This window comes from Legionella adelaidensis, from assembly GCF_900637865.1.
GTDB classification, from domain to species: Bacteria; Pseudomonadota; Gammaproteobacteria; order Legionellales; family Legionellaceae; genus Legionella_A; species Legionella_A adelaidensis.
Window position 1 is genome coordinate 325,257 of the sequence record NZ_LR134433.1, and the last position, 20,290, is coordinate 345,546.

Consider the following 20,290-nt stretch of genomic DNA (forward strand, 5'->3'; position numbering starts at 1 on the left):
TTTTAAGTGTTATTCTTGAATATCTTTTTTAGTACTCTTTGGTCGGTCTTTGTTAATTACATTAATCGCCCAAATAGTGGCAGGAATCCAGCCTACAAAAGTAGCTTGCATAAATAAAGCTAAAAATGCGCCCCCCGGATTATCTTTTAAAAATAAAACAAGCCAGGGGAATGCAAAGGCTAACAGATAGAGAATAAAACGTTTTAACTTCTTCATAAGACTTTCTCACTCGATTGAGTAAACTAAACCACGCAAACCTAATCATATATCATCTGGAATATCACTTGCAAAATCGCAATAAACGCTATAAATTTTTCATTTTTTCGTAAATCCTAGAAAAAGCAGTTGCGTAACCAGACCTCCTTTTCTAGATTAATAAAAGGATTATTAATGAGAAAGCAGGAGCTCCACCCACGTACCGCAACAATTAACAAAAAACAAAAGAGTGAATCTAAAAAATACCGCCATGAAGCGCTTACTTGGCTAGCTAAAAAATTTCCCCTTTCGTTTGATAATACTTTTTCAATTCAGCCCTTAAAATTGGGAATAATGAACGATATTCTTCAATTTGCGGAACAAGCGGCTGCCGAGGGGATTTCAAAGAGCAAGCTAAGAGAAGCAGTAGTAATCTATACGCGAAGAATTGATTATCTTACCTCTTTAAAAGCGATGAACAAGCGCATTGACCTATATGGCAATTCTGTGGATGAAGTCACCGTGGAAGAAGCCCAACGAGCTGCAGAAAAAATTAAAAAAAGAATTGAGAAAAGTATTAAAAACTCCAAAAAGGCCTATCTGGGCAGAGGCAGTTCCAAAGCCCCTGCGACTTTTGCCGAGGGATACTTAAATTTATCCAATCGTCCCTACGTGGAGCTTGCCAATTCCCAGCAAAACTCTGTTGTTATTAAACATAAAATATCACGTAATTATAATCCCTCTACTGTAGCTCGATTAAAAGAAAAGTTAGGGATTGTAAATGATCACAGTACCCCAAAATAGAAAAGGTTATTAATTGTACTGTAGACAATTGTTCATTATAAACTCATAATGCACTTCAAGAGGCATTGAGAGCATTTTATGAAGCAAGGATTAATTGATACATTAACCCCTATACCATCTAACCTGTTGGCATTAGCCGAAGTACATCCCTCCGTACTTCATCCGCACAAATGTTGGCTGCTTACTCACTTTATTTCCCCACCACCGCTTGCAGAAATTACGGATTTTGAAAGAAAGTACTTGCCAATGGCAAAAGAGGCTATCCAATCAAGCAACCATAATATAAGTCATCTGGAACAAAGAATAAATCGGTACTTAGCCGAAGGAAAACAGGCCGAGGTGAAACAATCTGCCCAACAATTTAGTGACCATCTTGAACAAGAGATCGAGTTTATACAAACCCTATTTGAAAATAATGACGTTCTGAGCCGTACTCCACGAAAGATTACTTCTTTCGCACAACTTTCACATTTTATAAAAGATTTATATAGACTCGAATATACGGTACGCATAAATTGCAAAGCGCTTTCCACTACTGTTCTAACATTTTCTTCCAGCCTAAAAGAAATACTGGCTTGCGTAGACGAGAATGATAGGGCTCATTTATCTATCATTCAACAACAAGAAGCACTTATCTTAAGAGCCAAGAGCGAACTAGCCAAAGCGTTAACGCTTTATGACGAGTTAGCTCCCATTGTTAAAGAACACATTGAAACAACCAATAAATACCTTTATAGAACGACCCCTTCGATGTTTGAGGCAGCGTTAAAAAAGTTAAAGACAAAATCTGACGCCTTGGCAGAAGAGGCTAAAATAAATTCCAAATATGAGCCGGCAAAAGATGCTGCAGCTTTACTGTGTAGAAATTTGGAGGCATTAGGTAAGGAGTTTTTTGCAAGTAAATATGTCCTCTACTCCACATTTTTACAAAATTGTAAAAAAGAAATTACCGAAGCCCGTAAAGTTTTAAAAAACCATAGAGGATGGAAAGAGGCTTTAGCTAATTTTACTTATATGCTAGGAGCCATCTTTTCCTTGGGCCTTTTACCTGTCGTCAGTAAAGCATGTACCGGTAATTGGAAATTCTTTACGGTAAAAACTGACTCTGAAAAAGCGCTAGATACCTTTGATAATACCCTGAGCAATTTGATTAAAGGTCGGTAATCCGCACAATTTCCATAGAATTGGTGCCGCCAGGTTGGCCAATTACTGTTCCACGGGTAAGCAGTATGTAGGTATCTGGTTCTACTAAACCTTTCTTCAATATGTAACGAATGATTTCCTGATTTATATTTTGGCTATCAATTTGGCTGTAATCAAAATACAAAGGGAATACATTGTTGACCAAGCTTAATTTACGTACCGTTTCTTCGTTTTCGGTAATAGCATAAATAGGTACGGTACTAGGAAATCGAGACATCCAAATGGGTGTTACCCCGGATTCGGTTAAGGCAATAATAGCTTTTATTGGAAAATGGTTAGCTACGTGCATTGTGGCCATAGCAATTGCCTGGTCAGCTCTTTTACTGGCGCCTGCATCTATATTTTTAGTTTGATAAAAAAGGCTGGCATGCTTTTCAGCACTTACACAAATTTTATCTACCATATTAATAACTTTTACAGGATATGCGCCTTTCGCAGTTTCTGCTGAGAGCATCACAGCGTCTGTACCGTCTAAAATAGCATTGGCAACATCTGAAACTTCTGCCCGTGTAGGCTGAGGGTGGATGATCATGGACTCCATCATTTGGGTGGCAGTAATCACGATTTTATTTAAACTACGGGTTTGCTCAATAATATGTTTTTGAATAGCCGGAACTTCAGCTGCCCCCACTTCTACACCTAAATCGCCCCGCGCAACCATAATTACATCTGCAGCAGAGATAATTTCGTTTAAATGAGCAAGTGCCTCCGTACGTTCGATTTTGGCAATAATTGGTAAGTCTTTAACGCCCAAGTTTGCAAGTAATTCTTTCGTAGTAAGAATGTCATGCGCGTCCCTGACAAAAGATAAGGTAATATAATCAATACCTGCTGCTACTGCAGCTGCCATATCCTTTTTATCTTTGTCGGTAATAGCTCCCGCGGAAAGTCCGCCGCCTTTGCGATTAAGCCCTTTATTATTACTGAGCACTCCTCCTTCCACTACAACACAGTGAATTAGCGGGCCTTCTATTTTTTTAACTTCCAGCTCAATTAAGCCATCATCCAGTAACAGATGATCATTTTCAGAAATTTCTTTACATAAGCTTTGATAATCAACGCCTACCCAGCTCTCATCTCCTAACTCCTTACTTTGGCAGTCAAGAATGAACGATTGCCCCGAATTAAGGGTAATCGAGTTGTCTTTAAAGCGACTAATTCGAATTTTTGGCCCTTGCAAATCAGCCATTATTCCCAGAGGTCTATTCAAATCAGCGGCAATAGCCCTTGCCAACTTGATGGTTTCAGCAAAAGCCTTGTCTACGTGGGAAAAATTAATACGTAAAACATCTACGCCCGCTTGAATTAAAGCACGCAACACATCTGGCTGATTACTCGCCGGACCTACGGTTGCAACAATTTTAGTTCGACGAAGCATTGGCACGCTCTTCCAAAATAGCCACAGCCGGGAGGATTTTTCCTTCTAAATATTCTAAGAAGGCTCCACCACCTGTTGAAATATAAGAAATTTGATCAGTTAAATCATATTGATCAATGGCTGCTAACGTATCGCCGCCTCCAGCAATACTGAATGCATCACTTCCTGCAATTGCTATAGCAACTGCACGTGTTCCATAGGCAAATTGAGGAAACTCAAAAACACCTACGGGACCATTCCAAATAATGGTTTTTGCTTCTTCAATGATATCAACATACTCTCCCATTGTTTCCGGTCCTATGTCCATAATCATGTCATCTTCAGCAATATTGTTTAATGATTTATTAAAAGCAGGACAGCTATCACTAAATGCTTTACCGACAACCACATCTACAGGCAATGGAATTACACAGCCTTTTTCTTTTGCTTCTTGTAGAATTTGCCGCGCTTCGTCTAGCAAGTCCTCCTCGTACAAGGAAACCCCAATGTCATGGCCTTGTGCTTTTAAAAAGGTATTTGCAATGCCTCCGCCTGGAATTAAAAAATCCACTTTGGCGACTAATTGCTTCAGTAGAGTAAGCTTAGTAGAAACCTTGGCGCCCCCAACAATAGCAACTATGGGCTTTTCAGGAGCCTCCAATACTTTTTCCAATACTTCTAGCTCTCTTACCAATAAAGGCCCAGCAGCAGCAACCGGTGCGAATTGCGCAACCCCATATGTGGAAGCGTGGGCTCTATGCGCTGTACCAAACGCATCCATAATAAAGATGTCACATAAACTTGCTAATTTTTTAGCAAGAATTACATCGTTATTTTTCTCACCGGGATTAAACCGCACGTTTTCACATAAAACTAATTCACCCGGATTAACTTCTACCCCTTCTAGGTAGTTGGTTTCAAAACGGACTGGATAATCTAGATGATCTGCCAAGTAATCAGCAATGGGTTTTAAAGAAAAACGACTCTCTTCTTTCCCTTCCGTCGGTCTCCCTAAATGCGATAAAACAATAACACCTGCACCCGCTTTTAAGGCAGCTTTTAATGTAGGAAGCGCCGCCTGCAACCGTTGATCACTGGTAATAATCCCATCTTTGATTGGTACATTTAAATCTTCGCGAATAAGTACGCACTTCCCATTCAAATCGAGATCGCTCATTTTGATAAGATTCATTAAAATATCCTCAAAAACTCATCATATGGTAGGCAGTATCTAGCATACGGTTAGAGAAACCCCATTCGTTATCATACCAAGCCACTACTTTTACCAAATTACCTAATACTTTAGTTTGTGTTGTATCAAAAACAGCTGAAGCAGGGTAATGGTTAAAATCACAAGAAACTAAGGGTTCTTCACAAATATGGAGAATTTCATTTTTCGCTTTACGCATGATTTCATTTACTTCATCCACTGTAGTATTACGTTTAGGCGTAAACGTTAAATCAATGGCAGATACGTTTAAAGTAGGTACTCGCATAGCAAACCCATCCAAGCGCCCTTGTAGCTCAGGGAGCACGAGGCCTACTGCAGACGCCGCACCAGTTTTAGTAGGGATAATTGATTGCGTAGCCGAACGCGCACGGTGTAGATCATTATGGCTACCGTCTAATAACATTTGATCTTTGGTATAGGCGTGAATGGTATTTAGTAAACCATATTCAATACCAATCGCTTCATGGAGTGGTTTTACTACGGGCGCCAAGCAATTAGTAGTACAAGAAGCATTAGAAACGATAACATCTGTATCGCGTAATGTTTGATGGTTTACACCGTAAACAATTGTAGCATCTGTATTTTTTCCAGGAGCAGAGATAAGGACTTTTTTTGCTCCCGCTTCTATATGCTGCATGGCTTTTTCTTTACTGGTGAAATGCCCCGTACATTCTAAAACGATGTCCACACCCAAATCTTTCCAAGGTAGTGCAAGGGGATCGCGTTCCGCAATAACCAAAATAGGATGTCCATCAACAATAAGATTGTTACCCTCAGTCGTCACTTTGCTTTGAAAGCGTCCATGGGTGGAATCATAACGCGTCAAATGTGCGGTAATATCAATTCCTGATAAATCGTTAATTGCAACGATATTAAATTCATTTTGTCGTTGATATTCAAAAATTGATCGTAAAATACAACGACCAATACGGCCATAACCATTAATTGCGACGCGAATTGCCATACTACTTTCTCCGAATTTCTCTATTTAAATAATAGCTTCAATAGCCTCGACCGTTTTCTCAACCGTGAGGCCTAAATAATTAAATGCATCTTCTGCCGGTGCAGATACACCAAAGCGATCAATTCCTATGACTTTTCCATCCAAACCTACAAAACGGTACCAATACGCTGTTGCACCTGCCTCAATTGCAACCCGTTTGCGGACATTCTCTGGAAGGATTCTGTTTTGATACTCTTTAGATTGCCGCAAAAAGGCTTCCGCACAGGGCATGGAAACAACTTGGACAGCCAGGTTTCTTTTTTCCATTTGCTTTGCCGCTTCTAAAGCGATTTGCACTTCTGAGCCCGTGGCTATCAAAATCACTTGTGGGTTGTCTGCTTGCTTAAGGACATACGCACCCCGCGCTATATCTGCAATTGCTTCTTCCTTATGTGGTAAAGCAGGTAAGTTTTGACGGGATAGTAACAAAGAAGTAGGTCCAGTATGTCTATCTATTGCCTGTTGCCATGCTATGGCGGTTTCGACTAAATCTGCAGGACGCCATACATCCATATTAGGGGTCATACGCAGCATAGCTGCATGCTCAATAGGTTGATGAGTAGGGCCGTCTTCTCCCAGGCCCACCGAATCATGCGAGTAGACAAAGATAACTCTTTTTTGCATGATCGCACTTAATCGAACAGCATTACGTGCATAGTCCGCAAAAACTAAAAAAGTGCCGCCATAAGGTATAAAACCGCCATGCAGCGCTAGACCATTCATTATGGCCGACATCCCAAATTCGCGTACACCGTAATAAATATAATTGCCGTCAAAATTTTCATGCGTGATAGCTCGCGTCCCTGACCAATTAGTATTATTAGAACCGGTCAAATCTGCAGAACCGCCTAAAAGTTCTGGCAAAAGAGCTGCATATTCTTCAAGACATAATTGCGATGCTTTACGGGTGGCAATTGCTTTTTCATTTTGTAATGTTTTATGAATAAACGCATTGGAAACTTCCAACCAATTATCTGGCAAATCGCCATTAATTCGGCGTAAAAATTCAAAATATGCTTCCGGATGTTTTTGCTTATATTGGTAGCAAACGTCTAACCACCCTTGTTCTTCTTTTTGACCTTGTTCACTATGGTTCCACGCAGCGTAAAGTGAATCAGGAATCTCAAAAGGAGGATAAGGCCAGTTATTTAATTTGCGCATACGTTCTATATCTTCTTGACCTAAAGGAGCGCCATGCACTTTTTCACTCCCTGCCAAATTAGAGCCATAGCCAATGACCGTTTTACAAATAATTAAAGTAGGTTTTTCTTTCTCTTGTTGTGCTGCTTTAATGGCATTTTCAATTTCATCATGATTATGGCCATCAACAGCATCAATTACGTGCCAATGGTAAGCACGGAAACGGTTGGCCGTATTGTCGGTAAACCAAGGATCTACTTTTCCGTCAATAGAAATGCCATTGTCATCATAGAAAACAATCAGTTTGCCCAATCCTAAAGTTCCGGCCAATGAACACACTTCATGAGAAATTCCTTCCATCATGCAGCCATCGCCTGCAAAAACATAAGTATAGTGGTCTACTAAATCATATTCTTCATTATTAAACTGGGTGGCCAAAACCTTTTCAGCAATAGCCATACCTACAGCATTCGCCAAACCTTGACCTAGAGGGCCGGTTGTTGTTTCAACTCCCGGAGTATCCGTACATTCGGGATGGCCGGGAGTTTGTGAATGCAATTGACGAAAATTTTTTATTTCCTCAATGCTTAATTTATAACCGGTCAGATGCAATAAAGAATAGAGCAGCATAGAACCATGGCCATTGGATAAAATAAAACGATCGCGATTAAACCAATACGGATTGTCAGGGTTAAAGCGTAGGAATTTTTGCCATAAAACTGTGGCAATATCCGCCATACCTAAAGGCATTCCAGGATGGCCGGATTGCGCCTGTTCTACTGCATCAATACTTAAAAACCGTATGGCTAGTGCTAATTCTTTTAAGGATTTCATGCTTTTCTTGGTGTCTTGACAGGCCGATCATTGTCTCTCAGTTACCTTCTTTCAGCAACCCCCAGTAATATACGTAAAAAGGAGTTGGTGCGAGCTTGTTGGGCCTTACGCCGGTCAATCTACGGTGATTATATTAAAAATAAATATAAAAAAATTTTACTCTTTGTCTATTTTCTAGGATAATTGCATTTTTAACTAACGTGCATTCATTTTAGTATGACGGCTATCTTCTATCGACTGCAAGCAAAGGGTTTACTGTTTCCCCATGCTCCTGCGCGCGAAGAGGAGAAACAAGAAAACCTGGTAGCCGAAAATAATGCTAAAATTTTCAGAAAATTAGCTGAAAATCACCTTGTTCTTGCCTTTGATTATAATACGCACTGTATGGGGTTAACGGATGAACAGATGACGCCGGAAGCATACCATGCAGCGCTAGAAGACGCATATCGTATGGCTGCTTATTTAGAGCATATTTATACATATTATATGGCGGTACCTCATCTTGCCAAGCGTTACCGCGATGATCAAAAAAAATATCAAGCCTTGGTAGCAAAAAATGAGCCGGTTACCGCGGTAATTGCAAGTACAAAAGGGTCGTATGTCAGCATTCATATACGAGAGAAAACAGCAATCTATAACTTGCCCCGTCTTTTTACCTTGCGTCTACGCCGTATGATGTTGGCTACCGTTCCTTTTCTTGAAAGTTATCCCTTCTTACATAAAAAATTAGAAATATTTGGACAAATAACACAAAGACCTGTGGCTTATTTCGGGTGGCTCTATTTTACTCCGCGTCTAATAAATAATCTTTTCATGACTGCAAAACATATCATCTCAGGTCCATGGTTAGATGAAAACGAAGCCTCATTAAGCTTGGCAACTCGATTAAAATTACAATGGCAACGTCGATGGTTTGAGTTTGGAAATGATGCCGTTTGGGCAGCAGCCTCTTTCATAAACTGTTTTTTCTTAGTAGAACCTTACTCTTTTTACGTTAACCTCAGTCTACAAGTTTATGATGTTGTTTTGGCAGGTATCCGCTTGTGTGTAGAAATAAATCGCCTCAATACCTTGGTTTTAGATTATGAAGCCTTATTAAAGGACCCTGAGCTTTCTTCTGAACAACAACAAGAGATTTCAAAGCATTTGCGATTTTTGAAAGAAAAAATTGCCCACGACCAAAGGCGATACTTACTCAATTTAGTTAATACCATCCTTATGGTAATAGCGATTGGTTTGGCCTGTCCTTTATTAATTAACCCTATATATGGGGTAGTTGGGGGTATGTTAGGGCTTTTAACTACAGCGATAGTGGTAGGTGGTTTAAAAACCATAGAAAAGATGCAGCCGAAGGATAATCCTTCCTTCAATTCTTTATGTGAGACGAGTAAAAAAATAGGCTTTTTCCTTCCTGCCTCTGAAATCGACTATATTCCTGAGGTCCGAGGAGGACGTGACCATACACATAAACATACACATACTCTGGAGTCTCCTTTCCGGCGGTAATAAACTAAAAGGACGTGTGTTTCTTCTTAAAGTATGTTACATCATTAAAATTCTTAAGCATGAGGAATTATAGTGAGCACTACGTTACCAAATTTTACTACTATTGATATTCCATCTTTTCCACAACAATTAGAAGCCTTACTCAATCGTCATTTGGAAGAAATTAACGAATTAGTAAAAAATAACCAGCATAGCTGGGAAAATGTGATGCAACCTCTAGAAAAAATGGAAGATGAATTGGAACAGTTCTGGGCTCCTTTTTCTCACTTACACGCGGTTTTAGATTCACCCATTATGCGTAAAAGCTATGAGGCCTGCTTACCTAAATTGACTGCATACCAAACAGCTATTGGGCAAAATCAAGCTCTCTTTCATGCAGTTAAGCAGTTGCAAAATTGCGAATTAAATACGACTCAACAAAAAATTGTCGCAGACAGCGTCCGCAATTTTGAATTAGCAGGGGTAGCTCTTTCAGCAGACAAAAAACAACGTTTCGAAGAAATTCAAACACAATTATCCAAGCTCTCTCATCAATATGAAACCAATGTTTTAGATGCTACTCAATCCTATTTTCTCCATACAACGGATGCACAAAAATTAAATGGCTTACCGGACTATATAATTGATAATGCGCAGCAATTAGCTAAAGAGCAACAAAAAGAGGGCTGGGTTTTTAATTTAGAATTCCCCACTTATTTAGCGTTAATTACTTACGCAGAAGATCGTGCTCTACGCCAGGAAATTCATAAAGCATATGCCACCAGAGCTTCTGATAAAGGGCCTACTGCGCATCAGTTTGATAATAGTAAGATAATGGATGCGATTCTTGCCTTAAGACAGGAAGAGGCCGAGTTATTAGGCTTTCAAAACTATGCTGAGCTTTCGCTTGCCCCAAAAATGGCTACTTCCACTACCGACGTTTTGGACTTTTTAAACGCTCTAAGTAAGAATGCTATTGAACAAGCAAAAAAAGAGTTTAGTGATTTAATCGCTTTCGCTCAGAAAGAATTTCAATTCGAACAAGTTGAACCTTGGGATATAGCCTATTTATCTGAAAAGAAAAAACATAAAGAATTTTCCATCACAGACGAAGAACTACGACCCTATTTCCCTTTACATAAAGTAATGGAAGGGTTATTCACCATCATCCATAACCTATATGGCATACGCGTCGAAGAACTTAAAAACGTGGATACCTGGCATCCAGATGTTACCTGTTATCAAATTTATGATAGTGAAAATAATACCCGTGGATATATTTATGCAGATCTTTTTGCTCGTCCTAATAAAAGAGGGGGAGCATGGATGGATTCGCTGCGAAGCCGAGTAAAGCGCTCGGATGGCACAATACAGCACCCTATAGCAACACTGTCTTGTAATTTTGCCAAACCGGTTAGTAATAAAATTCCAACTCTCTCTCATGAAGAAGTGCAAACTTTATTTCACGAGTGTGGTCATTGCCTTCACCATGTATTAAGCAAAGTAGAGTATCACAGCGCATCCGGTATCAATGGGGTCGAGTGGGACGCAGTAGAATTACCCAGTCAATTTTTTGAAAATTGGTGCTGGGATAAAGAAGCCTTAAAACTTTTAACCGCCCATGTGGATACGAATGAACCGTTACCCGAAGAATTATTTGACAAACTATTGGCCGCAAAAAATTTCCAATCCGCCTTGGCTATGATGCGCCAGATTGAACTTTCATTGTTTGATTTTCGTATGCACAAGGAATACACACCTAAAACATCTGACTACATAGCTAAAATATTGGCAGATGTCCGCAGTAAAACGACTGTCATCCCCATAGCGCCCTACAATCGTTTCCAACATAGCTTTACCCATATTTTTAGTAGTGGATATGCTGCAGGATATTATAGTTATAAATGGGCAGAAGTCTTGTCTAGCGATGCATTTTCACGATTTGAAGAGGAAGGCATATTTAATGCCAATACTGGAAGAGCATTCTTAAAAGAAATTTTAGAAGTCGGCAGTTCTCGCAAAGCATCTGAATCATTCCTCGCTTTTAGAGGGAGAGAACCTCACGTGGAGCCATTACTGAGACATAACGGAATAGCCACCCATGCAAACTGAACTTTATAATATTCCTCTAAATACGATAGAGGGCAAACCGACAACCTTACAACCATTTGCCGGTAAAGTCTTATTAATCGTAAACGTCGCTAGTCGTTGCGGGTTTACCCCGCAATATAAAGAGCTAGAAGAATTGTATGAAAAACACAAAGACGAAGGTTTAGTAATACTAGGTTTTCCCTGCGATCAGTTTTTGCATCAAGAACCCGGCAGCAATCAAGAAATTAAAGCATTCGCAGAATCCTGCTTCCGCGTGACCTTCCCTCTTTTTGAGAAAACAAAAGTAAAAGGAAAAGAAAAATCAGAACTCTATCGTTACCTCTATAAAAATATAAGAAAAAAGCCACTTATATTTATTCCTTGGAACTTCACCAAAATATTAATAGACCAAGAAGGTAATGTATTGCAAAGATTTTCTCCCACTACGTCATTTGAAAAGGTAGAAGCAGCTATTAAAAACCTTCTGTAGGTTGGCGCCAAAGGCGTAACAAACCAAATCCCAATTAACCATCCCAATTAACCATGCTGGCAAAACTCTTTTTTATGCTATAATTATACTTGTCCATTCGGGGGCGACCTGGTTTCGACGTGGGTTGCAAAACCGGAAGTGCATGCCGAGAATGAGATCTCTCGTAAATAAGACTCAATTAAATATAAATGCAAACGAAGATAACTTTGCTGGTGGTGAAGCTATCGCTGCATAAGCGACAGTAAAACCCCAAATGCGCGCTGCCAAAAACCAGCGCCCCGTTCGACCGAGCCCGCTTATCGGTATCGAATCAACGGTCATAAGAGATAAGCTAGCGATTTAAACCGTCCCGCTTTAAGTCGTGAAACCAAGGGACTCACCATTCAAAATCCTGCCCGTCGGAGAGTGAATGGTTAACTAAAAAGACAAGGCTAAGCATGTAGAACTGAAGGCAGAGGATTTACGGACGCGGGTTCAATTCCCGCCGCCTCCACCATATTAACTTCCTAAGACATCCAAAAACATCCTACAAGCCTTGATATAAAGGCTTTACTCGTCTAATCTTTGTCTTATAAGATTCAATCAAAGCCCCCAAAATCCTACTCTAAAGTGGGGCCTATTTAGGGGCTTTTTATGATTGCAAAAAGACGAGGCCCCCATGACCCTGACTGTCATAGAAATAAAGAGCGCTAAACCTAAGGAAAAGCCATACAAAATGGCAGATGAGAAAGGCTTATACCTGCTAATCAATCCTAATGGTTCAAAACTATGGAAGTTTAAGTATCGTTTTGCTGGTGTTGAGAAAAAGCTTTCTTTTGGTGCCTTTCCTGATGTGTCATTGTCTGCTGCAAGAGAAGCTAGAGACGAAGCACGACGACAATTAACTAATACTATTGATCCAGGGGTATTGAAGAATTCCATTAAACGATCTAAGAAAATGGCAGATGAAAATAGCTTTGAGGCAGTTGCTAGGGAATGGCATGCCAAATTTACCCCACAATGGAGCAAAAATCATGGCGAACGTATTTTAATCCGTTTAGAGCAAAATATCTTCCCTTGGCTTGGCAAACGCCCCATTAATGAAGTCACTGCTCCAGAAATTCTCTCTGCATTACGTCGAATTGAAAATAGAGGTGCTGTTGAAACGGCTCACCGAGTCTCTCAAATGTGTGGGCAAATATTCCGCTACGCCATTGTTATTGGTAAGGCAGAGCGCAATCCTGCTGCTGATCTACGAGGAGCCTTAGCACCAGTAAAACAAAAACATCATGCAAGTATTATAGATCCAAATGAAATAGGTAAGTTACTACGAGCAATTGATGAGTACCAAGGTAACTTTGTTACAAAATGTGCTTTGCAATTAGCTCCTTTATTTTTTGTACGGCCAGGAGAATTAAGGCATGCGGAATGGACAGAGTTTGACCTACCAAAAGCAGAGTGGCGTATTCCTGCTAAGAAAATGAAAATGAAAGAGCAACATATTGTGCCACTTTCTACTCAAGCTATAGAGCTTATCAATGAGTTATATCCTTTTTCTGGATCTGGAAAATACTTATTTCCCAGTTTGCGCTCCATAGATCGGCCAATGAGTGAAAATACTGTGCTAGCTGCACTTAGACGTTTAGGTTACAGTTCTGATGAAATGACAGGACATGGTTTTAGAAGTATGGCTTCCACATTGCTTAATGAGCATGACTGGAATCGAGACGCTATCGAGCGACAGTTGGCGCATGCTGAGCGTAATAATATACGTGCAGCCTACAATTATGCTGAGTATCTTCCTGAGCGTCGTAAGATGATGCAGTGGTGGGCAGACTATCTTTATAAGTTAAAGGATGATAGCCATAGTGAATTAGGATAATGATGAAAAAGATACAAGCTAACGAATATGATCAAATACCCATATATGAAGATGTAGCCTTAGAATCCTTTCAAGATGGGTATATTCCCGTGTCAAGGATTGAGCATTGGCAGGATATTAAACCTTTGTTGCTCTCCTGGAGGTCAAAACCCTTCATATTTAGAGGGCACAAAGAGAGTCACTGGTCTCTGAGCTCTTCATTCTCGCGGTTGTGTAATAATCCTGAAGAAAAAGAAGCCAATGAGCTATTAGATTTATTCCGCAATGCATTGGAAGATATGGATTTACGGGACTCTTCTGGTAATTATTACCATCAGTATGATAATGATCATTTATGGGGGTTAGGACGACATTATGGATTATTAACCCCTACCTTGGACTGGAGTCATGATCCTTTAGTAGCATTATTTTTTGCATTCGAAGATCCGGATAATGATGTGCGAAATCCTTATGCGGCGATATATTTTTTAGACAGAAAGTATGTAGAAAAGAATCTTCAAAACAAGATAGTAATCATTGATTCAATAAGCCCTGATAATTCACGGGCGATAAATCAAAAAGGATTATTCACACGAACCACATCAGATGATTCAGTTGAAGCTGAATTAAAAAATTTAGATAACATACACCTATATTTTAGAAAGCTTTATATAAAAAACACTGACCGCAAAAATTGTATTCATTTTTTAGAAAAACATGGTATCCATAAAAAATCCCTATACCCTAATAGTATTGAGGGAGCAGTTCATTATAGCAATTTAAAGGCACAAAAATTTTTTAGAAAAATTTTTCCTGGTGGACCGATAATATCCATTGTCCAACAAGTGATGAATGCTTCTGCAGAGGTAGAAAAAATTGCTAAATCTATTAAAAGTGATAAAAATTTACAGAATAGTGAAGTTGTAATAGCAGCAAAATATATTTTTGAGGTTATGCATCAACTTAAAAAAGAATATAGTTCTGACGTAGATTTTTTAAAAAAATTAGATAAATTTTATAAAAAAAAATTCAGTGACTAATTATGTCACTTTTGATCTTGCGTTAAGGATTATACGGAGAAAATATTCGCATGAAATTTGAAACTTGGGATAGGGATACTCTTATCAAAGAAATACAAACGGAGTTTGAGGTTTTAACTCAACTGCCTGGAGAACTTCACTACTCTAATGAAAAATTGTTGGAGAAAGATATAAAGGACCTTCAAAATATTTATTTTGATTTAAAAAGGAAAACGGATAAAAATTTTTACCCACAATATGAGAAGGAATTGGATAGAGCTTATGAGTTTAACGCACCTGAATATGATGCTGATTTTATTTCTTGGTCTAAACATCCCACTTGGGAAATAGATGAGGCAATCGCTCTTTTGCTTGGAAAAGATCCAACGAAAGTTACTTGGGATAAATTAAAAGAAGATTCACCAGACTTCCCGTTAGCAAGAAAATTTAATCAATTACGAATAACAGTCCTTCGATGTATATCCTCCGGCGAGTTAGTTGAGCCAATTATTCCAGCAGAGTTTTTAGTATGGGCGAAGGAAATGAATTTGGATATTCCAGAAGCCCTAATAAGGGGAGTTAATAGTTTTAAAAGACCGGTAATTAATCTAAAAGAGCCGTATGAACAATTAAACAAACAATATACGGAAGCTCTTGAGCTCATCTCTGAACAAGATCGATTGATTGCAAATCTCAAGGATGCTCAACAACAATCTGACACAGACAAACCTTTGGGAGAAAAAGAAAGGCAAAGCTTATACAAATTGATAGCCGCTATGGCTTACGCAGGATACAAGTACAATCCCAATGATAAAAAAAGTGCTACTCCTAAAGAAATATCAGAGGATATAACGAAAATTTTAAGTGATAACCTAGACACTGATACCGTCAGAAAATGGTTAAAAAAAGCTTGCGAGGCTTACCCGAATCAAAATTAGGCCTATAACGCTTAAACCGAATTCGGCTTAACTAAAACCGAACTCCACCACAAGCTATTCATTTTTTTTTACTCTGTAACTGTGTTTAATGAAATCCGAGGAGGATTCAACATGGTTACAAACATCCTAAGATTACCCACAGTAAAAAAACGAACAGGACTTTCTCGAAGTACCATATACCTACGAGTTTCACGGGGCCATTTTCCTCGCCCTGTTTCTTTAGGGGGAAGATCAGTTGGCTGGATTGAAGCTGAAGTTAATGAATGGTTGGAGCAACAGATAACTCAAAGCCGACAAAGAGACGATGGAGGGCAAGCATGATGGCTACTTCATTGACAAATTTTACTTTTGACTCTGTGATAACCGATAAAAGCGATAAAACTGTCATCACCAGCAACGCCGATTTCTTGCTAGCAATTTTTGGCAATCCAGGAAGTTATAAAGAACACCCTATGATAGTTAGCTTTAAAGGAAATCCTCAAGACATAGATAATAAAAAATGGTTTAGCCGTCCCTGGACTAATGTTTCTACAGTTCTGAGTGCTGATGCAAATAATTATTTCAGTTTATCTCGCTTTAAGGCTAATGAAATTGGGAAATATAGGCGTAAAAAATCCCAATTCTGTGAGCTGTGTGTCATCATGTTAGATGATATTGGCAGTAAAGTATCAACTGATCGAATCACATTACAGCCCAGCTGGATTCTTGAAACTTCACCAGGCAATTTTCAGGTAGGTTATATTTTAAGAGAGCCTATCAGTGAAAATAAACTCGCTGATCAAGTCGTGAAGGCTTTTGTTCAAGCTGGATTATGTGATCCTGGCGCGAATGGTCCAACAGCTAGATTAGCTAGGCTTCCTGTTGCTGTAAATGGCAAACATGCACAACAGTTTCGCTGTCAATTGAAATTATGGAAGCCAGAAAATCGTTATTCATTTCAAGAATTGATTAATTATTTTCAATTAGAACTTAGTGATGAAAAACGGAGTAAATCTTCTCACATTCAAACTATTAATGCTAACGATACTACTAATGCCAACGATACGGATAATGAACAAATTTGGACCCCCGGTCCGAAGGAAAATACTGTTGTTGCTGCTTTAACAAGACATAGTCTTTATAAATCACCGTTAGGAGAAGGCAAGCATGATATTACCTGTCCCTGGGTAAATGAGCATACTGCTTTAGTGAATAGTGGAACGGCTTATTTCGAACCTGATGACAATTACCCTTTAGGCGGTTTCAAATGCTTTCATGGCCATTGTAGCGAGAGACATATCCGTGATCTGTTAGGATTTCTTAATGTTGATTTACAATCCGCACGTATGAAACCCACTATTCATGTTGTTAAAGGAGAGATTCATCGTATTGTAGACATAGCGGAGCGAGAATTAGCAGCTACAAAACAGTACTATCAAAGAGGCGGTATGATTGTTTCGGTTTATATAGATGGAGGTACTAACCAAACGCAAATACAACCGGTTTCTCAATCAGTACTAGTTAGGGCTCTTGCAAGCATTGCAATATGGGAGCAATTTGATGGTCGTTCTAAAAATTGGACACGTATTGATCCTCCTGCCCGTCATACATCTATCCTTTATGATTCAAATAATTACAGGCATTTGCCTCTAATCAATGGTTTAGCCCGCCAACCTTATTTAAGAACAGATGGAAGTATAATGCTGCAAGCTAATTATGATACAGATACAGGAATGTTTGGTATATTTGATAGTAGACAATTTTTAATACCCGATAAACCAGGCCGTGAGGATGCTCAATCAGCATTAGAGCTGTTAAATGAGCTTTTGAAAGAGTTTGATTTTGCTACTGAAAGAGATCATGCTGCAGCACTTTCTGCTATTCTAACAGCTGCTATTCGCCCAAGCCTCATCAATGCTCCTATGATTCATGTACGCGCTCACGCCGTTGGATCAGGTAAATCTTATCTTTGCTCATTAATTACAGCCTTTGCTGCGCCTCAGAAAGGAACACCGACTACCTTTCCTGCAGATGACGAAGAATGCCGTAAATTACTATTAGCAGAGCTTTTATATGCACCTGCTGTAATTGAATTTGACAATATTACCAGTGATATTTTACCACATAAGAGTCTGTGTACAGCACTTACATCAGAATTTATCAGTGGACGAATACTAGGTGTATCCAAAACAGCTAAGGTAAGTACTAGAACACTTTTCTTATCTAGTGGCAATAATGTCACTCCAATCAAAGACATGGCAAGGCGGTGTATTACTATCAACCTCAATCCTGAAATTGAGATTCCAGCTGCTCGAGAATTTAAACGGCCTGATCTCATCTCAGAAGTATTTGAGGAAAGGGAACGCTATGTGTCTGCTGCAATAACTCTTGTACGTGCTTGGATTATTGCTGGAAGACCAAAATTTACATGTAAATCACTAGCAGGTTTTAATGACTGGTCAGATCTTTGTCGTCAACCTCTGCTATGGCTTGGCTATGTTGATCCTGCAGGATCAATTTTTGAAGCATTAAAAGAAGACCCTGATCGTGAACAGTTAGGCAGACTTTTAATGGCCTGGAAAAATACTTTTAAAAATGTGCCGGCAATGGTAAGAGAAGCTGTAAATGGTGAAAATGAAGAGCTTAGGGAAATACTCCATGATATTGCGGATGAGCGTGGAGTAATAAATCGACTCAGATTAGGAAGATGGATTAAGAGGCATGAGGGACAAATTGTTGACAGCCTTCGTTTTGTTCGATGTAGTGGGCATACTTCTGCTGAGCGATGGCGTGTTGAATCGGTTTCATCAGTTTTGTAGGTTTCTTATTGTTAGCATAAAAAAACTGTCATGAATAAGCATAATGTTGAACGTAAAAATAATAAAATTTCCAATTAATTTCGGTAAAAGATGTAGAATATGGAGGAAAAATGGGTGGTTATGGTAGCGGAAAACATTGGTATCATGATTCTAAGCCAACCATAAATAATTATAGGTTTATTGATATACGGCGCTGGAGTCGTGAAAAAGTTTTAATTTCAAATAATAAATTTAGCAGACAATGGTTATCTGATGGAAAAATAATTTTATTTATTAATGTAGAAATAGCTCCTGATCGAAATTACCTAATTGTGCGATGGCAAAATCCAAAAGAAAAAAAAGAGCCGCAGAAAATTAATTATGTTATTGATATTCTCTGGGAAGACTGCCATTTTGGTGGTCAACGCCCGTGGTTTATTTGTCCTTTAAAAAAGTGCGGCCGTCGCGTAGCTATACTATACGGTGGGCCTATTTTCGCATGTCGTCATTGTTACAAGCTAGTTTATCAAAGTCAACGTGAAGGAGTTAGTGATCGAGCAATACGGAAAGCTGAAAAAATACGCGCTAGGTTGAAATGGAATACAGGTATATTAGAAGGGACTCAGGATAAGCCCAAGGGAATGCACTGGCGTACATACGAACGTTTGTGCAAGTTACACGACATTTATACTGATATTTTTCTAAAAAAATAAGTATCTTGCTAGGTCCTAATTAATCTATGAAACCAAAATGAGAATATGATTATTTTAAGCAGATTCTGCCACTGTCGCCACCTATCAATATAATTTTATAAAATTTCTCTCATTTTATCGGCCTGATAAGCTCTCTCTATTGCACCATTCGGTAGAAAAACGGGCTGTAAGTGTTCAAAGCATTGCATCCGGTCGTCACCACCTTCATCAGACAGAAAGATGTATTCACAATATTCTGCGATGTCCTGAATAATACGTTCAAAACGATAATAGCAAATGGCATCCTGATTTATTTTTGTTTGGCCATAGCCTTGATAAAATAGTGACTCCTCTTCTGTTGCTGTGCGGCCACTGTCCCAAATGCCAGCTCCGACAAACATCAAATCACGTTCTTTGGGGGCAAAGATGAGTGTATCCCAGTCAACAACATAAAGGGCTCCTTTTTTGTCAACAATCAAGTTCCAACCATGGATATCTGCATGGCATAAAATGTATTTGAGGGGCTCTTTTTGGATCGTTGCCGCAAGCTTTTCAGCGCGCTCAACAAGGTTAAGTATTTCGCTACTTTTGGATTTCAGAAACTCTGCCATTTTTACCGCAACAGGCTCTTTAAAAACCTCATTTTCAATGCGTATAAGAAATGCTTTGACGGTTTCTCGCCATTTGGAAGAAAATACTTCCCGGGGTGTGCCACTTGTTAGGGCATTTGGAATATCGGTGCTATGAAGCTTTTTAATGGCCGATCCAAATTGCACCCATTGATCTTCTGATAGTTTGGTTTCTATGCCATTACCACCCTCTATATAAGGGTAGAGAATTGCCTTGAAGGATGCCAAGCTTGTCCAAAGCTGCTTTGTCTTGGTTGCAAGAGGCGGGATCACTTGCTTGACGCCTGAGTCAGCAAGATATTTAGGAGCTGAAACTGAGGCATCAATAAATTCACCGCGTCGTAACTTTAGAAAGTAATCCGTTTGGTTACTTGCTGTAACACGGTAAACAGCCGTATTGAAATCAGCACCAATTGGAAGAAAAGAAATTAATTTTACATCTAATTCATAAGCCTCTCGTAAACATCTGACGATTTCCTCGTCTGCAAGTTTTGGTTTTATTAGCATCGCTTTTATCCTAAAATCATAACTATTATTTTTGGCATACATAAACAATACATTA

17 protein-coding genes and 1 other RNA gene are annotated in these 20,290 nt (G+C 39.1%); 12 read left to right on the top strand and 6 right to left on the bottom strand.

From position 1 onward, the window contains the following. Positions 1-9: 9 nt before the first annotated feature. Positions 10-216: a YqaE/Pmp3 family membrane protein gene (locus EL206_RS09000; protein WP_058463031.1), complete on the bottom strand. Its 207-nt coding sequence runs from the start codon at positions 214-216 to the stop codon at positions 10-12. 174 nt (positions 217-390) lie between these two features. Here EL206_RS09000 and EL206_RS09005 point away from each other — a divergent pair, with 174 nt between their 5' ends. Both EL206_RS09005 and EL206_RS09010 read left to right on the top strand, forming a co-directional pair. Beyond that, entirely contained in the window at positions 391-999 is a 609-nt protein-coding gene (locus EL206_RS09005) for a ProQ/FinO family protein (protein ID WP_058463032.1), read from the top strand. Positions 1,000-1,077: 78 nt separating this feature from the next. Continuing rightward, entirely contained in the window at positions 1,078-2,163 is a 1,086-nt protein-coding gene (locus tag EL206_RS09010; protein WP_058463033.1) for a hypothetical protein, read from the top strand. On the opposite strand, the gene pyk is transcribed toward EL206_RS09010, so the two are convergent. Genes pyk through tkt form a run of 4 tightly spaced genes read right to left on the bottom strand, consistent with a single transcriptional unit; the run spans position 2,150 to position 7,767 of the window. Then, positions 2,150-3,580, bottom strand: a complete 1,431-nt coding sequence (gene pyk / locus EL206_RS09015; RefSeq protein ID WP_058463034.1) for a pyruvate kinase — start codon at positions 3,578-3,580, stop codon at positions 2,150-2,152. The genes EL206_RS09010 and pyk overlap by 14 nt on opposite strands. Next, positions 3,564-4,751, bottom strand: coding sequence for a phosphoglycerate kinase (locus tag EL206_RS09020; RefSeq protein ID WP_058463035.1), 1,188 nt, complete (start codon positions 4,749-4,751; stop codon positions 3,564-3,566). Before EL206_RS09020 ends, pyk begins: the two co-directional genes overlap by 17 nt. 10 nt (positions 4,752-4,761) lie before the next feature. Beyond that, positions 4,762-5,754 carry a type I glyceraldehyde-3-phosphate dehydrogenase gene (gene gap / locus EL206_RS09025; RefSeq protein WP_058463036.1) on the bottom strand — a complete coding sequence of 331 codons (993 nt, stop codon included), beginning with the start codon at positions 5,752-5,754 and terminating at the stop codon, positions 4,762-4,764. Positions 5,755-5,778: 24 nt separating this feature from the next. Beyond that, the gene (gene tkt / locus EL206_RS09030; RefSeq protein ID WP_058463037.1) at positions 5,779-7,767 is read right to left on the bottom strand and encodes a transketolase; all 1,989 of its coding nucleotides are present in this window, start codon (positions 7,765-7,767) and stop codon (positions 5,779-5,781) included. A gap of 216 nt (positions 7,768-7,983) precedes the next feature. Between tkt and EL206_RS09035 the strand changes: the two genes are divergently transcribed. From EL206_RS09035 to EL206_RS09080, 10 genes are all read left to right on the top strand, one after another. After that, positions 7,984-9,273 (top strand): hypothetical protein, encoded by a 1,290-nt coding sequence (locus EL206_RS09035; RefSeq protein ID WP_058463038.1) that lies wholly within the window; start codon positions 7,984-7,986, stop codon positions 9,271-9,273. Positions 9,274-9,345: 72 nt separating this feature from the next. Then, positions 9,346-11,364, top strand: a complete 2,019-nt coding sequence (locus EL206_RS09040; RefSeq protein ID WP_058463039.1) for a M3 family metallopeptidase — start codon at positions 9,346-9,348, stop codon at positions 11,362-11,364. Next, positions 11,354-11,833, top strand: coding sequence for a glutathione peroxidase (locus tag EL206_RS09045; RefSeq protein WP_058463040.1), 480 nt, complete (start codon positions 11,354-11,356; stop codon positions 11,831-11,833). The genes EL206_RS09040 and EL206_RS09045 overlap by 11 nt, the downstream gene beginning before the upstream one ends. 99 nt (positions 11,834-11,932) lie before the next feature. Continuing rightward, positions 11,933-12,329: a transfer-messenger RNA gene (gene ssrA, locus EL206_RS09050) on the top strand. 162 nt (positions 12,330-12,491) lie between these two features. Continuing rightward, positions 12,492-13,694 (top strand): tyrosine-type recombinase/integrase, encoded by a 1,203-nt coding sequence (locus tag EL206_RS09055; RefSeq protein WP_058463241.1) that lies wholly within the window; start codon positions 12,492-12,494, stop codon positions 13,692-13,694. A gap of 2 nt (positions 13,695-13,696) precedes the next feature. Then, positions 13,697-14,713 (top strand): FRG domain-containing protein, encoded by a 1,017-nt coding sequence (locus EL206_RS09060; protein WP_058463041.1) that lies wholly within the window; start codon positions 13,697-13,699, stop codon positions 14,711-14,713. 50 nt (positions 14,714-14,763) lie between these two features. Then, entirely contained in the window at positions 14,764-15,630 is an 867-nt protein-coding gene (locus EL206_RS09065) for a hypothetical protein (RefSeq protein WP_058463042.1), read from the top strand. Between the two features lie 111 nt (positions 15,631-15,741). Further along, positions 15,742-15,951: a helix-turn-helix transcriptional regulator gene (locus tag EL206_RS09070; protein WP_058463043.1), complete on the top strand. Its 210-nt coding sequence runs from the start codon at positions 15,742-15,744 to the stop codon at positions 15,949-15,951. Beyond that, a complete protein-coding gene (locus EL206_RS09075) occupies positions 15,948-18,428 on the top strand; it encodes a DNA-primase RepB domain-containing protein (protein WP_162261887.1) in 2,481 nt (826 codons plus the stop codon). Before EL206_RS09070 ends, EL206_RS09075 begins: the two co-directional genes overlap by 4 nt. A 110-nt stretch (positions 18,429-18,538) precedes the next feature. After that, positions 18,539-19,120 (top strand): hypothetical protein, encoded by a 582-nt coding sequence (locus EL206_RS09080; RefSeq protein WP_058463044.1) that lies wholly within the window; start codon positions 18,539-18,541, stop codon positions 19,118-19,120. Between the two features lie 95 nt (positions 19,121-19,215). Here EL206_RS09080 and EL206_RS09085 read toward each other — a convergent pair whose 3' ends face one another. Continuing rightward, positions 19,216-20,277 (bottom strand): phosphotransferase, encoded by a 1,062-nt coding sequence (locus tag EL206_RS09085; protein WP_232048538.1) that lies wholly within the window; start codon positions 20,275-20,277, stop codon positions 19,216-19,218. Between the last annotated feature and the right edge of the window lie 13 nt (positions 20,278-20,290).

Coding starts and splice junctions, on each gene's coding strand:
- EL206_RS09055 (WP_058463241.1), top strand. CDS start 12,492: ATGACCCTGACTGTCATAGAAATAAAGAGCGCTAAACCTAAGGAAAAG.
- EL206_RS09035 (WP_058463038.1), top strand. CDS start 7,984: ATGACGGCTATCTTCTATCGACTGCAAGCAAAGGGTTTACTGTTTCCC.
- EL206_RS09000 (WP_058463031.1), bottom strand. CDS start 216: ATGAAGAAGTTAAAACGTTTTATTCTCTATCTGTTAGCCTTTGCATTC.
- EL206_RS09070 (WP_058463043.1), top strand. CDS start 15,742: ATGGTTACAAACATCCTAAGATTACCCACAGTAAAAAAACGAACAGGA.
- EL206_RS09060 (WP_058463041.1), top strand. CDS start 13,697: ATGAAAAAGATACAAGCTAACGAATATGATCAAATACCCATATATGAA.
- EL206_RS09080 (WP_058463044.1), top strand. CDS start 18,539: ATGGGTGGTTATGGTAGCGGAAAACATTGGTATCATGATTCTAAGCCA.
- EL206_RS09085 (WP_232048538.1), bottom strand. CDS start 20,277: ATGTATGCCAAAAATAATAGTTATGATTTTAGGATAAAAGCGATGCTA.
- EL206_RS09045 (WP_058463040.1), top strand. CDS start 11,354: ATGCAAACTGAACTTTATAATATTCCTCTAAATACGATAGAGGGCAAA.
- EL206_RS09010 (WP_058463033.1), top strand. CDS start 1,078: ATGAAGCAAGGATTAATTGATACATTAACCCCTATACCATCTAACCTG.
- tkt (WP_058463037.1), bottom strand. CDS start 7,767: ATGAAATCCTTAAAAGAATTAGCACTAGCCATACGGTTTTTAAGTATT.
- EL206_RS09075 (WP_162261887.1), top strand. CDS start 15,948: ATGATGGCTACTTCATTGACAAATTTTACTTTTGACTCTGTGATAACC.
- pyk (WP_058463034.1), bottom strand. CDS start 3,580: ATGCTTCGTCGAACTAAAATTGTTGCAACCGTAGGTCCGGCGAGTAAT.
- EL206_RS09005 (WP_058463032.1), top strand. CDS start 391: ATGAGAAAGCAGGAGCTCCACCCACGTACCGCAACAATTAACAAAAAA.
- EL206_RS09020 (WP_058463035.1), bottom strand. CDS start 4,751: ATGAATCTTATCAAAATGAGCGATCTCGATTTGAATGGGAAGTGCGTA.
- EL206_RS09065 (WP_058463042.1), top strand. CDS start 14,764: ATGAAATTTGAAACTTGGGATAGGGATACTCTTATCAAAGAAATACAA.
- gap (WP_058463036.1), bottom strand. CDS start 5,754: ATGGCAATTCGCGTCGCAATTAATGGTTATGGCCGTATTGGTCGTTGT.